This window comes from Nostoc sp. ATCC 53789 (genome assembly GCF_009873495.1).
Classification (GTDB): domain Bacteria; phylum Cyanobacteriota; class Cyanobacteriia; order Cyanobacteriales; family Nostocaceae; genus Nostoc; species Nostoc muscorum_A.
The window spans coordinates 2,090,366-2,106,405 of sequence record NZ_CP046703.1; the positions used below are offsets into that span (position 1 = coordinate 2,090,366).

Below are 16,040 nucleotides of genomic sequence, written 5' to 3' on the forward strand. Positions count from 1 at the left end.
AGACAAGTCGAAGAAATAAATTATCTAAATAAACGAACCACAGAGACGCAGAGAACACAGAGAGAGGAGAAATGAGAGGGGTTTTATGTCTGTTTTGGGATATTTTTTATTTGGAAGTACCTTATTCACTTGGTTTATTAAATACTTCTAAAATCTGTCGGCAAATTTGTTTGAGCTTATCCTCGATTTCATCAGAAGGCGAAGATGCGCCGACAACACTCCAGTTTTCTACCGTAGAAAGTCGCCACGCTTCGCCGCGATGATCGAATCCAGCTACCTCCACACCGATCGCACGCCGGGAATTATTGATGGGATCTTGATAAAATCGGATTTGAATTAAAATACTACGACTTCGCCAAGATTTGCTGATACCAGGAAAGTGAAAGCCAATATCTATAGAATCTGGATCGACTAACTCCCTGGTTTCTGGGTCATTTTTCCAGGGTTTGAGATCAGATTTGGCATCAGGAAACTCGAATTTGAACAAATTAACTACCGTAGCAATGTTGCTGGCGAGTTCAAGGTTCGTTGCCTGTTCAGCTGCATTCACTAAAAAACACTCCTATAATTGCGTCGGCATCTTCGGGGATCTGAAGATAGATAAACCGCCAGAAGGCTTATATTATTGGTGTTTCAGCTTATCAAGACCTTTGAGATTTAGCAACTCTAAATCAGACTTCCCTAACAATGCTGGTAACTAACATAGATGTAAAAATAGCTTCTTGTTGGGACTGTCTAACACCTATTAAGTAATTGTACTTAAAAACTTCTCAAAAGCAGATGAAACTCTGCCCTTTATAAAAAATATTAGGATTGTCTGCAAAATCCTTGGCAGACAAGAACGATGAAAAACTCCATCCCCTTGTGGATGGAGTTTTCGGGCATGAGGAATGCGGCATGGCGAAGAAGTTACCAATGCCCAATGCCCCAAGCGACGGGGCGACTATCCCTCTCCATCTACAAGGGGATGGAGTTTCCCGTCGCTTTCGATAAATTGCACTAGCGACGATCTAAAATGACACTGTTAATCGGTAAACAAAAAGCAATTAAGTTCATTGTCATGGCGCGTCAACGCTCGATTTTTTCATTTGTTTTAGTATTATTGGCCACATTCCTCATGAGTTGTGGCGGCCCTAGTGCTTCAGTAACACCTCCAACTTACACAGCGACTCAACTTGAAAGAATTCAGGCTTATGTTCCTGAAATTCAGGCTGTGCGCGATCGCTCAGATGAGTTGAAAACCCTGATCCAAAAAGGTGATTGGATCAATGTGCGTAACTTTATACACGGGCCCATAACAGAAGCAAGGCTGCACTTGACTTATGTTACTTCCAACCTTCTGCCCAAAGACCAACCCGCAGCCCGTCAAATAACGCGAGATTTGTTTAACGACCTAGTTAAGCTTGATAAAGCTACTAGTGCTAGCAATCCTCTAGTTGCCTTGAATCAATCCCAGGCTGCTTTCACAGACATTGACAAATTCCTCGATCTGCTTCCTAAAAAAGAAGAGGGTTAATAATTAGAGACGCGATTCATCGCGTCTGTACAAGAGTTAGGAGTTAGAGATGCGATTAATCGTATCTGTATAGGAGTTAGGAATTTTAAATTTTTAACTCCTAACTCCTAACTTCTCACTTCAAGCACAAGTCATGAATGTAGTTATTATCGGTTCTGGTGTAGTTGGGGCTGCGATCGCTTACGAACTGAGTCTAGTAAAAGGGCTAAAAATCACAGTTTGCGATCGCCAACCACCAGCCCAAGCTTCCACAGGCGCTGCACTTGGCGTTTTGATGGGCGCAATCAGCCAAAAAATCAAGGGCAAAGCTTGGCAGATGCGACAAACCAGCATCCAACGCTATGAAACTTTGATTCCTGAATTAGAAGCTTTAACAGGTCGCAAAATCCCTTTTAACCGCCAGGGAATTCTCAGTCTTGGTTTGGAAGAGGAGAATTTAGCAGCATGGGAAAAACTTGTAGAAATTCGCCACTCTCAAGGCTGGCATTTAGAAATATGGGATACGGCTAAACTCCAGAATATCTGTCCTCAAGTGGATTGTGAAAAAATTACTGGCGCTGTCTATTCTCCCCAAGATCGTCAACTCGATCCAACTGCTCTCACATTAGCTTTAGTTGAGGCCGCCCAGCAAAACGGTGTAACCTTCAAATTTGGCGTGACTGTTTTGGATGCCCAAACCTCACCACCTGAATTTTGCCATCAACTTGAGACTACAGAAGGAAAAATAGCCGCAGATTGGTTTGTAGTTGCAGCAGGGCTAGGTTCAACACCACTGACGGCAAAACTAAATCAAATAATTGATATCCGCCCTGTGCTAGGGCAAGCGTTGCAAATGCGTGTAGGGCATCCATTAGGCAATCCCGACTTCCAGCCAGCGATAACGGGTAATGATGTCCATATTGTTCCTATAGGCGGCGGAGATTATTGGGTGGGTGCGACAGTAGAATTTCCCAGCAATGGTGATGAGATACCACCAAACCAAGAACTGTTGGAATCTGTTAGAAACCAAGCGATCGCATTTTGTCCAGAATTAGCCACAGCAAAAATTATCCGCACTTGGTCAGGTTTACGTCCCCGTCCTGAAGGTCGTCCAGCACCAGTTATTGGTAAGTTGCCAGGGTTTAGTAACATCCTCTTAGCTACCGGACACTATCGCAACGGCGTTTTACTAGCGCCCGCTACAGCTTATGCGATTCGTGAGATGATTATTTCTCAAGGAATAGGGGGATGAGGGAGCAGGGGAGCAGAAGAAGAATTCCTAACTCTTGACTTAATGACAAATGACAAATGACCAATATAGGAAAATAGCGTGTCAATAACAGAACATAAAATCAATGTAGATTCACTGGAATGGTTTTATCGAGAATCTTTACCAATCGGCAGAACTGACTTAGCACCTGTGTTGTTGTTACACGGCTTGGTTTCACAAAGTTACAGTTGGCGTAATATTATACCGGCTCTAGCGAATCAAGGTACAAGAGCGATCGCACCAGATTGGATTGGTTACGGCTTTTCTGCAAAACCAGAAAAACGAGATTTTGCTTATACTCCCGATGCTTTTATCACAGCTTTAGAAGGATTTGTCAAAGCCCTAGAACTTGAACATTTTTCTTTAGTTGTCCAAGGCTTTTTAGGTTCTGTGGGATTGCAATATGCTTTGCGTCATCCAGAACAAATTGCCAACTTAGCTATTTTAAATACACCAATATCAACTGCTGCCAAATTACCCTGGAAAATTAAACAAATGGGTTTACCTTTGGTAGGCGAAGTAATGACTCAAGACCCTTTATTAGTTGATCGAACTCTAGAAGGTGGTAGCCGTTATCGCATAGGAGATAAGGAATTAGATATTTATCGAAAACCATTTTTGAAAAGTTCTTCATCTGGGCGGAGTCTGTTATCAAGTATTCGCAATTTACAGCTTGATTCAGCAATGACCGAAATTGAATCTGGTTTTAAAGAATGGCAACAGCCAATTCTGATTCAATGGGGGATGCTTGACCCTTGGTTATCTGTAGACATTGCCCAAAAATTTACAGATTTAGCACCAAATACCGAATTAATAAAACTTAATAACGTTGGACATTATCCTCAAGAACATTACCACGAGGTGATTTTGGAAGACCTTTTACCCTTTGTGCGTCGTAAAGATGCTCATTGACAATATACCTTTGGCAAAAATCGATATTATAAAAATGAATGTCAAAATTCAGAATTCAGGAGTCAGAATTCAGGAGTCAGAATCAATTAGTAGAGGGTGCAAAATGATCACTGTAGTCCACTAAATGGAAGATTAAGTGGCAGTATTCAAATGTTATTTCTTGTGAAAACTCATCCTTTAATGGGTGGAATATTCTGAATTCAGAATTCTGGCTCCTGACTACTTTTTATTACCATTACAAGTAAAGGAGATTATGATTCATGGCTTATTCTTGGTTTAAAGCATTTCATATTGTCGGATTTGTAGTTTGGTTCGCTGGTTTGTTCTACTTAGTACGCCTTTTTATCTATCACGTTGAAGCGAATCTTGAACCTGAGCCAGCGCAAACGATATTGAAAAATCAATATCAAATTATGGAAAAGCGTCTCTACTATATCATCACGAATCCAGGAATGTACGTGACGATCGCAATGGCCATCGGTTTAGTAACCACTGAACCGGACGTTTTAAAAGAGGGCTGGTTACATATAAAACTGCTGTTTGTGGCTATTTTAATTGGTTATCATCATTACTGCGCTCGGCTGATGAAGAAGTTAGCAGTAGGTGAATGTGGCTGGAGTGGTCAGCAATTACGTGCTTTAAATGAAGCACCTACAGTTATGTTAGTAGCGATCGTTCTGCTGGCTGTATTTAAGAATAATCTCCCTACAGATATCGCTGCCTGGGCTATTTTTGCCATGATTATTTTGATGGCAGTCACTATTCAACTTTACGCCAAAAAACGCAGACAAGATAAAGAGAAGCTGACAGCACAGATAGGGCAACCACAAGAACAAAGTTAGAAAAATTGGGGTAGCATATCTGTGCTATCCTGCCTTATCCTGGAAACGTTTTCAGTAAATCATCGCCAGGAATCACGGTAGTGTAAAAAGTATATTTACGATTAGCGACATAACGGCGGTCTTGTTTAACAATCGCCATAAACTCTCTATGTCCCTCACGAGTGCGTCCCACTAAACAACCTGCACTAGCAAGGCGAATATCATTCCGGGGAAAATCAAAGCCGTAGTGTTGATTAACATAAAAATTATCACCTGTATCAAGTTTATCGCCAGTCCGTTTAAAATCTTTGTTGAAATCTCTACAAACAGTTATATCTCCAACTTGCACTAACGCTTCATGAGGTTCGGCTGTGCCATGAGTGCCAACAGCCCAAGCTTTGTATTGTCCAAACTGAATCCTAGCGGCTCCTTTGGAATTCATCGGATTATAAGTGTAGTACCTTCCTGGTTCTGTAGTTGCTTCCCAGTGGTCTACGATTTTGGGAACACCATTTACTACTTCAATCACAATCCGGCGATCGTTAAATTCATTGGGTGTATCACTGTTGAGAGTCCAGTCTGCATTGATACCCTCTACATAAACAATGTTGTATTCTTTGGGATTGGTAAATACCTGATAACCTTTGGCTGTCATATATTTCACAATCTTACTAGCGATGTCATTGCCTAGTTTTAAAGGGGGTTTAGGAAGATCGTCTATTTTGGTTTCAATTAGTTTCTTGGCTGTGACTGCTCCTAAAAAGCCACTCTCTTCAGTCTTTGTTAATTCTTGAAATTTTTTGAGAGCTATCACAGAAACAGGGCCAAATTTGCCATCTGCTGGAGGTTCTAGCAAAACTAAGCCGATTAACAGTACCTGAATCTGACGAGATAATTCTTCATCTTCAGCGATCGCATCAAATGACCATTTCTCATCTTTTCCCAAGAAATCTTGTAGTTTCATTATGCACCTGCTTTCATTTACTGAGTTCTAAGTATAAACATCATTGTAAAAATTGATGTCGTCTAAAACTATACTCTAACGTAAAATATGATGTCATCTGGAGTCTGGGATGTCTACCGCACATTGCCTCTATGCAATCCTTGATACAAGCTACATAATTAATTAGCTCAATTTCCTGCTGCGCGTCTAAGCAGCAACTCGTCGTCAGGCATCATCTCTGTAAAACCCGAAATGACTAACAAAGAACTGCTGCAAATTATTGAACAAGCTGCCAGAGATAAGGTGACAAGATTAGACCTTTCTCGCAAAGGCTTAACAACTCTGCCACCAGAAATTGTTCAACTCACCAACCTGCAAAGACTCGACCTCGGCACTAATCAACTGAGCAGTCTACCACCGGAAATTGTTCAACTCACCAACCTGCAAAGGCTCTACCTCGACAACAATCAACTGAGCAGTCTGCCACCGGAAATTGTCCAACTCACCAACCTGCAATCCCTCGACCTCTTCAAAAATCAACTGAGCAGCCTGCCACCAGAAATTGTCCAACTCACCAAACTGCAATCCCTCGACCTCCACAATAATCAACTGAGTAATCTGCCACCGGAAATTGTCCAACTTACCAACCTGCAATCCCTCGACCTCCACAACAATAAACTGAGCAGTCTGCCACCAGAAATTGTCCAACTTACTACCTTAAAATCGCTCAATCTTAGTGACAATAAACTGAGTAGTCTGCCACCAGAAATTGTCCAACTTACCAACCTGCAATCCCTCGACCTCGACAACAATCAACTGAGCAGTCTGCCACCGGAAATTGGTCAACTTACCAACCTGCAATCCCTCGACCTCCGCAACAATCAACTGAGCAGTCTGCCGCAGGAATTGGGACAACTCACGAACCTACAATCACTCAACCTCTTCAACAATCAACTGAGCAGTCTGCCACCAGAAATTGTCCAACTCAATAACCTGCCATCGCTCGACCTCCGCAACAATCAACTCAGAAGTCTGCCACCGGAAATTCTCCAACTCACCAACCTCCGATCGCTCTACCTCAGCAATAATCAACTGAGCAGTCTGCCACCGGAAATTCTCCAACTCACCAACCTCCGATCGCTCTACCTCGAAAACAATCAACTGAGCAGTCTGCCATCGGAAATCAGACAACTACCAAACCTGAAAAATTTGGATATTCGTAGAAATCCAGTCCCCATTCCACCAGAGATTTTGGGGCCGAAGGATTTAAACCAAGAGCCGGGTGATGTGAATGAAATTCTCGATTTCTATTTTCGGGTGCAAGATCCAAACGAAACAGAACCCTTCTATGAAGCAAAATTCTTAATTATTGGCGAAGGAGGAGCCGGTAAAACCTCTTTAGCCAAAAAAATCGCAGATGAAAACTATAAACTCCAGCCAAATGAGGAATCAACCGAAGGTATTGAAGTGATCCAGTGGCACTTTACACTGCCCAATGGCAAAGATTTTCGCGTCAACATCTGGGATTTTGGCGGTCAGGAAATCTACCACCAAACCCATCAGTTTTTCCTCAGCAAGCGCTCTCTCTATGCTTTAGTTGCTGACACTCGCAAAGAAAACACTGATTTTTACTGGTGGCTGAAGGTTGTCGAACTTTTGAGCGACAAAAGCCCAGTTTTTATTATCAAAAACGAAAAACAAGATCGTGATTGCCAAGTCAATGAGCGCCAGATGCGAGGAGAATTCAGCAACCTAGAAAAAATACTGGCAACCAACTTAGATACTAATCGCGGTCTAGCAGAGATTAAAGACGCAATTCAGCTTTACATCAGCAATCTTGAACATGTTGGTACACCTTTACCAAAACTCTGGATAAGGGTCAGAGCAGCGCTAGAGAACGATTCCCGAAACTACATCAGCTTTGAAGAATACCGTACCCTTTGCCGAGACAATAATTTAACTGACCGTAAAGATATGCTGCGCTTAAGCAACTATCTCCATGACCTCGGCGTTTGCCTGCATTTTCAAGACAATTCTGCACTTAAACACTACGTCATCCTCAAACCCGAATGGGGAACATCTGCCGTTTACAATGTTTTGGACAATGACAATGTTAAGAAAAAGTTGGGTTGTTTTACCAAGGACGACCTCGAAGATATTTGGAAAAGTGGCGAATATGCAGATATGCGAGATGAACTCCTGCAATTAATGATGCAGTTCAAGCTTTGCTACGAAATTCCCGGTAATCGTGACACCTATGTTGCACCTCAATTGCTCTCCATTGAAAAAGCTGATTATACCTGGGACGATCGCAATAACCTCATCTTGCGCTACACCTATACATTCATGCCGAAAGGTATGCTCACCCGTTTTATTGTCGAGACGCACCCTTGGATTGAACAGCAAAAACTCGTTTGGAAAAGCGGTGTTGTTCTCAACAAAGACCAAACTCGTGCAGAAGTCATTGAAAATTACGATCAACGGGAAATTAAAATCCGTGTAGCCGGAAACCGCAAAAAAGAACTAATGGCAGTTGTTACCTATGAACTCGAAAAAATCCACAACTCTTACGAACGTTTGGAATATCAAACCCTAGTTCCTTGTAACTGTGAGACTTGCAAAAATCTGCCTATACCTTATTCTTATTCTCTGGAAAAACTCAATAAACGTTTAAACGCTAGTCATTATCAAATTGAATGCGAAAACAGCTATGAAATGGTAGATGTCCGCAAGTTAATTGATGATGTCATATTTCAACCCGCGACAGCAGATAGGGAAATCAACACCCAAGTTGCACAGTTGCAAAGCGAACTGGAGCGAAAGCGAGATGAATCATTGACACATCGGTTACGATATGGCGAACAAGAAGAAAAACCCATCATGAATAGTCAATCTGCAATGAAATTCGAGAAGGAAATTTTCATCTCTTATGCTTGGGGTGGAGAAAGTAAGGAATTTGCTGATCAACTAGAGGACAATTTAAAGGCTAAAGGAATCAAAATCATCCGCGATCAAACTGATTTGGGCTATAAAGGACTAATTAAAGCCTTCATGGAACGGATTGGACGCGGTAATTGTGTGATCGCAGTTATTAGCGACAAGTATTTAAAATCTCCCAATTGTATGTTTGAGCTAGTGCAAATTGCTAAAAATGGAGATTTTTATAATCGGATTTTCCCGATTGTGTTAGCGGATGCCCAAATTTATAAACCTGTTGCCAGACTTAAATATATTAAGCATTGGGAAGACGAAATTAAAGAGTTAGATGAAGCTATGAAAGGGGTTTCCGCAGCTAACTTGCAGGGATTTCGAGAAGATATTGACCAATACACCGAGATTCGCAACACGATCGCAGAACTGACTAACCTGCTAAAAGATATGAACACGCTTACCCCTGATATTCACAGCAAATCAGACTTTGAGTCATTGCTGAATGCGATCGCACAGCGTTTAGATGAGTAAAAATAACCTATCGGTTGGGTTTAAAGATTGAGCAATGTCTCCGACTGGCTAGACCTACGCCCTTTTAACTCGATAATTTTTGTTCTGAGATGCAAGCTTTAAGTTCAGAAGCAGAATGATGAGGGTTAAAGGTGCAACTTTGAGGGTTAAAGGCGCAACTTCGAGGATAAAAGGTGCAACTTCGAGGATAAAAGGCTCAACTTCGAGGATAAAAGGCTCAACTTCGAGGATAAAAGGCGCAACTTCAAGGGTTAAAGGTCAAGCGATCGCTCTTTTAACTCGACAACTCATGTTCAAAGGTGCAAGCTTCGAGTTCAGAGGTGGAATGATGAAGCTTTGAGGTGAAGCGATCGGATCTACGACTTAGAAGACAGTTCAAACGCCATCTGCGAACGATAAAAGCAGACATCAAATTCCAAGAAAAAATTCATGCGTCCTAAAAGTAACGGCACATTATCCGTGAGACTCCAAGCAAACACCAATCGCACTGGTTCAAAACTGGCTATTTGAGCAGATACAACTAACCCTTTTGCCTCAACTGGTGCTAGGTTTCCAGCCAGTTGCACTGAGGTTGTTAGTTCTTCCCAAACTACCCCTAACTGAATACCTATACTGTAAGGTAAAACATTAATACTAGCTCCAGTATCCAATAAACCTGAAACGTTAACGACAGAATTTTTGTAGCTTAACGTCATAGGTAATATTGGGACTGCATCGATATCCCCGAACACATCACGACTTTCAACGAAGGGAAATCTTTGTGAATTAAGCATCGTTTACCTGTCTGTCTTCTTCTAACAGCGCGGCTAGTTTATTAGCAGCTTCATGAGAATTATAGGGAGACCACACATGATAAGTGACTCCTGGCTGTAACGACAATGCTTCTTCTTCAGTCGCCAGTTCTTGAACTAAAAACTGCATGACCTTGAGTTTATCTGCACGAGATAGGTTGTGCAAGGTTGGAAACAAATCTGCTACGCTCATATCAAGTTGAAGATAACGACTAAATACTTTTTATATTTTTACAACTACTATAAGGTGGTTAGAAAGTTTGTGGCGTTGGCGTAAAAAAGATTTTACTACGCAAAACCTGTCCCTCTCCGCATCGGAGAAGGACAGACTTTAATAAAAGTTCAAGACAGGGAGAGGTTGATAACTAATTACTTGATTTGCGGATGAGCATCTTGTCCATCACAACAAACTAAGGTTAGGTGTAGCTGTAGTTTTAGCCTGGTAAGCCTTTTTGACACCAACCCAGTTACTAGCGATGGGCATTCGCCAACCAGTTCCAAAGGCGCGATCGGTGATTTTTAATCCCGGCGGTGCTTGTCGCCGTTTAAATTCAGCCCGCGCCACCATTTGAATTACTCTGTCTACAATCACCGCATCGTGACCGGCTGCAACAATCTGTACTGCTGATTGGTGGTTGTGAACCAGGCGTTGTAAAATATCGTCCAAAATTTCGTAAGGCGGTAGAGAGTCTTGATCCACTTGGCCTGGTTTGAGTTCAGCGCTGGGTGCTTTAGTCAAGACGTTTTGCGGGATGATTTCATTATTGCGATTTAACCAATGACAAAGTGAATACACACGAGTTTTAGGAACATCTGCAATTACCGCTAACCCGCCATTCATATCGCCGTAAAGAGTACAGTAACCCACAGCCATTTCTGACTTGTTACCGGTAGATAAAAGCAGATAGCCAAATTTATTAGCGATCGCCATTAATAAATTACCGCGAATCCGCGATTGGATATTCTCTTCAGCCAATCCAAACTCAGTACCCGCAAACAAATCACCCAAAGTTTGATCGAAGCCTTGCATTAACTCGCCAATTGGTAAAAGATTAGTCTTAATCCCCAAATTTTCGGCTAATGCCAAAGCATCACTGATGGAATGCTCCGAACTGTAAGGGGAAGGCATGAGAACACCGAGGACATTTTCTTTACCAAGTGCGGTAGTTGCGATCGCAGCTACTATTGCCGAGTCAATTCCGCCACTTAAACCCAAGACTACTTTAGAAAAGCGACACTTCCGAGCATAATCTCGCACTCCTAAAACCAAAGCTTGCCAAATTTCTTCATCTTCTGATTCATAGACAGGTGCTACAGAACCCAATAGTAAATCGCTTTGTACCTCATCAAATTCAATTACCATTAAATCGGTATCAAAGCCACGGGCGCGAGACATAATTTCACCTTGACGATTCAAGGCAAAACTACACCCATCAAAAATTAGATCGTCATTTCCACCAACCTGGTTAGCATAAATAATCGGTTGTTGAAAACGCACTGCACTATGACTGAGCATTGTTTCTCGAAACTGTTGCTTGCCGACAGTGTAGGGTGAAGCAGACAAATTGACAATCAAATCTACACCCAAAATTGCTAAGTCAGCAATTGGATTTACTGCATAACTCCGTTTGCCCCAAAATTCCTCATCGTTCCATAAATCTTCGCAAATAGTTACGCCAATATCGATATTATCTAATGTGAAATAATTAGCTTGTAAACCTGGTTCAAAATAGCGACGTTCATCAAATACATCATAAGTAGGCAAAAGTCGCTTGTGAAAAACTTGCTGTACTTTGCCATTCTCTAACAAAGCCATGCTGTTAAATAAGGTTTTACCGCCACTAATATATGCATTGGGGTTCGGTTCAACAGTTCCTACCAACACAGCTAAATTTGGTGGTAAATCTTGAGCCAAGTTTTGTAAAGTAATGCCCATCGCTTCCACAAAACTAGGATTTAGTAATAAATCTCGTGGTGGATAGCCACATAAAGAAAGTTCTGGTGTCAACAACAAACGCGCACCGCTAGATGCTGCGCGTTGTGCCGCCTCTAGGATTTTTTGGGCATTTAAAAGCAAATCACCAATAGTAGGATTAATTTGAGCGATCGCAATTTTCATATTATTTGTCATTAGTCACTTGTACTGAGCGAAGCCGTTGGCGTAGCCTCTCGTTAGAGAAGTATTGGTCATTTGTCATTTGTCAAGAGTCACTTATGACTTATGACTTTGTAATACGGTTCGGTTAATTTTGAAGATCCCCCCAACCCCCCTTAAAAAGCAGGGCTGATTCATTCCCTAAAGAGCTTTAAAAATCAAGGGTTCTAGCGATTAAAAATTAGTTATTTTGTTACTAGCGTGTCGATTAAATCAACTATTTGACTGATATTTCAGTGCTTAAATGTTCATCTCTTTGTCACGCTTACTTAGAATTTTCTCGCTAACCATCTTGACAAATCCTGTTTGAAATGGAATGAATCAGCCCTGCCCTTAAAAAGAGGGCCTTATAACCCTCTTCCACCCCCTTTTTAAGGGGGTCGCCGCAGGCGGGGGGATCTTAACCGAAAGGTATTGCAGGAATTTGGACTCTGTAAAGTGATTGGTTAAATAAACACCAAGGGTTTATCTTTTAAGGGAGCAAAAGCTTCCGCGTCAAACTTATACAAACTAGCCGGACGACCAGCACCCCGTGATACCTTAATTCCGGTATCGCATAAAAAACCTAACTTGAGTAGACGCGCCCGAAAATTAGAATAATCGGAAAAGTTATCACCTAAAACTGTGGCGTATAACTGATATAAATCATTCAAGGTGAACATTTCTGGTAAGACTTCAAAGGCCACCGGGCTATACTCTAATTTATTTCGCAATCGCCTGTGTCCATAAGCCAGAATTTCATTATGGTCAAAAGCTAATTGCGGCACTTGTTTTACTGGATACCAAGCTATGCCAGTCATGCGATCGGCAATTAATTCGGCTTCTTCAAATCGCACTAGGGCAAAGTAACTAACTGATAGATAACGCACACCATAACTATCAGTTGCTTCCCGTGGATCGCGATTCGGCCCGCCAAAAGTATACAGTTGTTCTAAATAGAGATTGTTGACCTTAATTTTCTCTGCCATAATGCGATAGGCGGCATCCTCTAAAGACTCTCCGGGACGTACCAAAGTACCAGGAAGACTCCAATGATTTAAAAATGGTTCTTGCTGTCGCATTACGAGTAGAACTAACAGCCGATTTTGTACAGTATCTACAGAAAAAATTACATTATCAACACCAACCTTGAAATCGGCCAAAGGTTGTTGGTTTAACGGAGTTGGTATCTTTTTTTGTGAACGTCCTGGCATTCGTACAAATGCTCTCGATTAATATAGGCAACTACAGGGGCTGTGAGGGCTTGAGAATCTCCATGTTCGCGGTACGCTGTTGAGGAAACATCTAGACCGGTCAGACTAGCGATCGCAATTTTCCCTCCCAGCTTTTGCACTACCTCTGAACTAGACTCATCTATTACATATCCGGGTCGCGGTACAATAAGCAGTTGCACTTGCTGTAACAAATCTTCAATGCGATACCAACGTGGTAGCTGACTCAGTAAATCTGAACCAATAATCAACGTCAATTCAGCGTCTTCACCCCAGACAACCTTCGCTTTTTCAACTGTTTCCAGTGTTCTGAAGCTACTTAATTCTTGTTCCAAAGCAATATTGTGCCTTGGCGCGTCTATATCCGCAATCAATAGTCGCAACATTGCCGCCCGATGTTCTAAGGGTGTTTGATGAGACTTAAACGGATTATCCGCCGCCCAAACCGCTACCCAATCATAACGCTCAGACAACCAACTCAGAATTTTTTGATGTCCCGCAGTTGGTGGATCGGCACTAGTACCAAACAAAGCAACTCTCATAATAATTCGTAATACTTCGGCTACGCTCAGTACAAGTTCGTAATTAAGACAGACTGAAAGAGTACTTCTTACCTCTGTGTTGCGCCAGGTGCTTCAAGTCGGGGAACCCGCCCAACGCACTGGCTTCTCTGTGCCTCTGCGGTAGCCTACGGCAAGCCGCTGGTGCGTCTACGTTTCTTAGTCTCTTCAGTCAACACCCGTAACCCCTCAGAAATTTCCACTTCTACAGCCACCGGATGATCCAAAAGCCGTGTTTGTTGTGGCAAACTGGCAACTGATGCGGCGGTACGTTGACGAATTGTTGCCAAAGACTCTAACGGTTGCACCCGTTGACCCTCCTGCACTACCAATTGCAACAAAGGTTCTTCGTCCAAAGGAATTTCACCTAAGAGTCCCAACCTGTCTGCTTTTACCTTACCTCCCGAAAACGAACGAAAAATCTGCTTGCGCCCTGGATAAGTAACTTTACCACTTGACTGCTTCATCACTGGGATACCATCGATGTCTACAAGTTTATAGACTCCATTTACAGGCAAACCTGTAACTAATCTGGTTCCCAATCCGTAACCATCGATTTCGGCCCCAGCAGCTTTTAATCTGGCAATTTCCCACTCATCCAAGTCGCCACTGGCAAAAATTGGCACACCGGGAAGGAGCGATCGCACCTGCTTTGATAAGGTAACTAAATCTCCTGAGTCTAATCTCACTCCTGTCAATTGCATTTCCCCGGAATTTACTTTTTCGGACAAGCGCTGGGCAGCAGCAACGGTATCGTAAGTATCAATCAGCAATGGCGCACCCGGAAAATATCGATGAAATGCACTAAAAGCTTGTTCTTCAGTGCCTTCTATTGCTGACAATGCCATCACCAGGGCGTGCGCCATCGTACCACTTGGCTGTTGTCCCAGTTGTAGCGCTGCTAACACATTAGAGGTGGAATCTAACCCACCCGCCAAGGCTGCCCGTGCCGCCCACAAAGACCCTTGGGGACTAAATGCCCGTCTTGTGCCAAATTCTAAAAGTGTTGCTGATTCCCCCGCCACATCCCGCAACCGTGCTGCTTTTGTGGCAATCAAAGTCTGGTAATTAATCGTATTTAAAAGGTAAGTTTCTACTAATTGCGCTTGCCAAAGGGGTGCTTCCACCCGCAACAGTGGTTGATTGGCAAATACAGCCGTCCCTTCTGGTACTGCCCAAACATCACCAGTAAATTTCCCCTCAGCTAAAAGTGACCAAAAGCGATCGCTAGCATGAGCAAAAATTCCCGTTGCCTTTAATGCCGCAATTTGCGCGGAACTAAAGCGGATTTTGGCTAAATATTCCAATGCCTGCGTCAGCCCCATTGCAATTAAATAACCAAAACCCTCTGGCAATCGTCTGACAGACAATTCAAAGCTTGCCCGTCGTTGTTCTATACCTTCGCCTGTGTAACAAGCTGCCATCGTCAATTGGTAAAGATCGGTCAGCAAGCTGTAGTCATCAGCCGAGAAGTTTAGTTCCTGGTTCTGCTGGCTTTGCTGTTTATATACATAGTCCAAATCTGGCAAAGTTGTCATGCAAGAGATTCCTTACAAGCTGCTTCTTTTATTTATGGTAATATTTACCATAAATAATGTCAACTACCGTTCAGGATATTTCATGAGATTGCTGTGTAACAGTAGATTTATATGTAAATTTATACTAGCTTTATAAAATACTTAATATTTTTTAATAGTAAAAGCTAGCAATAATGTTAATGTTACAATCGGCTAACGAAAGAAAATAATATCCTCTCAAGGCAAGTTTGTTTGCCAGCCTATTTTCCAGACAGGATTTGGAAAAATAGATAAGTTTCAATTAGAATCAAAGAGAAACGTTTAACTTTTTGACTAACTAAAGTATTGCGAAGTTATCTGAATAAACATTGCATATATTCTCAATATATTGAGAAGTAGAGCCAGCGAAGAATATTGGTATTAGAGTATAGGTAGCACAATTAAAGCGACTCAAAAATAAGGAGTCCAATATTATGGGTATTTCCAAAATCCTTGGTAATATAACTCGGTATATTTCTGAAGCTGCAATGCGGATCTTTGGCCCTAATGATGATGCTTATCCTACTATTGGGGTACAACCTTTTACAGGTGAGCCTTATGATAAAAAACATACAGATGATACCTAGTAAGTACTGATATAGCATTGATAAAGAATACAGGAGTCAAAATTCATAATTCAGCTTGGGCAGTGAGTTGGAGATTGAGATCAACCATATAATTGAAAACCACTCGATTGTGGATTTAGCTCCGTACTTAAACCCTTTTATTCAAAAGTAGTGGCGTATTGCAATACGCCACTATACTAATTCATTCTGCATTCTGGCTCCTGACGAATAGACATTTTGCAAAAATCATAAAATATCTGCATTTTTTTAAGCCGCTCAAAGTGGCAGTTCGGTCGCT

15 protein-coding genes are annotated in these 16,040 nt (G+C 42.0%); 7 read left to right on the forward strand and 8 right to left on the reverse strand.

Features of this window, described 5'->3' with window-relative positions:
• Window positions 1-121: 121 nt before the first annotated feature.
• Entirely contained in the window at window positions 122-550 is a 429-nt protein-coding gene (locus GJB62_RS08515; RefSeq protein ID WP_114085319.1) for a hypothetical protein, read from the reverse strand.
• Window positions 551-813: 263 nt separating this feature from the next.
• Here GJB62_RS08515 and GJB62_RS08520 point away from each other — a divergent pair, with 263 nt between their 5' ends.
• From GJB62_RS08520 to hemJ, 5 genes are all read left to right on the forward strand, one after another.
• Window positions 814-993, forward strand: a complete 180-nt coding sequence (locus GJB62_RS08520; RefSeq protein WP_147262575.1) for a hypothetical protein — start codon at window positions 814-816, stop codon at window positions 991-993.
• Window positions 994-1,060: 67 nt separating this feature from the next.
• On the forward strand, window positions 1,061-1,516 hold the full coding sequence (psbQ, locus tag GJB62_RS08525) for a photosystem II protein PsbQ (protein WP_114085396.1): 456 nt from the start codon (window positions 1,061-1,063) through the stop codon (window positions 1,514-1,516).
• Window positions 1,517-1,649: 133 nt separating this feature from the next.
• Window positions 1,650-2,747: an FAD-dependent oxidoreductase gene (locus tag GJB62_RS08530; protein ID WP_114085320.1), complete on the forward strand. Its 1,098-nt coding sequence runs from the start codon at window positions 1,650-1,652 to the stop codon at window positions 2,745-2,747.
• A gap of 78 nt (window positions 2,748-2,825) precedes the next feature.
• Complete coding sequence (locus GJB62_RS08535) at window positions 2,826-3,677, forward strand: alpha/beta fold hydrolase (RefSeq protein ID WP_114085321.1); 852 nt, start codon at window positions 2,826-2,828, stop codon at window positions 3,675-3,677.
• A gap of 260 nt (window positions 3,678-3,937) precedes the next feature.
• On the forward strand, window positions 3,938-4,519 hold the full coding sequence (gene hemJ / locus GJB62_RS08540) for a protoporphyrinogen oxidase HemJ (RefSeq protein WP_114085322.1): 582 nt from the start codon (window positions 3,938-3,940) through the stop codon (window positions 4,517-4,519).
• A gap of 34 nt (window positions 4,520-4,553) precedes the next feature.
• Here the strand turns inward: hemJ and GJB62_RS08545 are convergent, their stop codons facing one another.
• Entirely contained in the window at window positions 4,554-5,462 is a 909-nt protein-coding gene (locus GJB62_RS08545; RefSeq protein ID WP_114085323.1) for a peptidoglycan-binding domain-containing protein, read from the reverse strand.
• A 231-nt stretch (window positions 5,463-5,693) separates the two neighbouring features.
• On the opposite strand from GJB62_RS08545, the gene GJB62_RS08550 reads away from it, so the two are divergent.
• Complete coding sequence (locus GJB62_RS08550; protein ID WP_159402479.1) at window positions 5,694-8,903, forward strand: COR domain-containing protein; 3,210 nt, start codon at window positions 5,694-5,696, stop codon at window positions 8,901-8,903.
• 356 nt (window positions 8,904-9,259) lie between these two features.
• On the opposite strand, the gene GJB62_RS08555 is transcribed toward GJB62_RS08550, so the two are convergent.
• The 6 genes from GJB62_RS08555 to GJB62_RS08580 form a co-directional block, all read right to left on the reverse strand.
• Window positions 9,260-9,676, reverse strand: a complete 417-nt coding sequence (locus GJB62_RS08555) for a retroviral-like aspartic protease (protein WP_114085326.1) — start codon at window positions 9,674-9,676, stop codon at window positions 9,260-9,262.
• Window positions 9,669-9,887, reverse strand: a complete 219-nt coding sequence (locus GJB62_RS08560) for a hypothetical protein (protein ID WP_114085327.1) — start codon at window positions 9,885-9,887, stop codon at window positions 9,669-9,671. The genes GJB62_RS08555 and GJB62_RS08560 overlap by 8 nt, the downstream gene beginning before the upstream one ends.
• Before the next feature lie 207 nt (window positions 9,888-10,094).
• Window positions 10,095-11,813 (reverse strand): NAD+ synthase, encoded by a 1,719-nt coding sequence (locus GJB62_RS08565; RefSeq protein WP_114085328.1) that lies wholly within the window; start codon window positions 11,811-11,813, stop codon window positions 10,095-10,097.
• A gap of 482 nt (window positions 11,814-12,295) precedes the next feature.
• Window positions 12,296-13,042 carry an NUDIX domain-containing protein gene (locus GJB62_RS08570; protein WP_012411955.1) on the reverse strand — a complete coding sequence of 249 codons (747 nt, stop codon included), beginning with the start codon at window positions 13,040-13,042 and terminating at the stop codon, window positions 12,296-12,298.
• The gene (locus GJB62_RS08575; protein ID WP_114085329.1) at window positions 13,003-13,602 is read right to left on the reverse strand and encodes a nicotinate-nucleotide adenylyltransferase; all 600 of its coding nucleotides are present in this window, start codon (window positions 13,600-13,602) and stop codon (window positions 13,003-13,005) included. The genes GJB62_RS08570 and GJB62_RS08575 overlap by 40 nt, the downstream gene beginning before the upstream one ends.
• A gap of 146 nt (window positions 13,603-13,748) precedes the next feature.
• A complete protein-coding gene (locus tag GJB62_RS08580) occupies window positions 13,749-15,158 on the reverse strand; it encodes a nicotinate phosphoribosyltransferase (protein ID WP_114085330.1) in 1,410 nt (469 codons plus the stop codon).
• 452 nt (window positions 15,159-15,610) lie between these two features.
• On the opposite strand from GJB62_RS08580, the gene GJB62_RS08585 reads away from it, so the two are divergent.
• A complete protein-coding gene (locus GJB62_RS08585; protein ID WP_114085331.1) occupies window positions 15,611-15,763 on the forward strand; it encodes a nicotinate phosphoribosyltransferase in 153 nt (50 codons plus the stop codon).
• The last annotated feature ends 277 nt before the right edge of the window (window positions 15,764-16,040 follow it).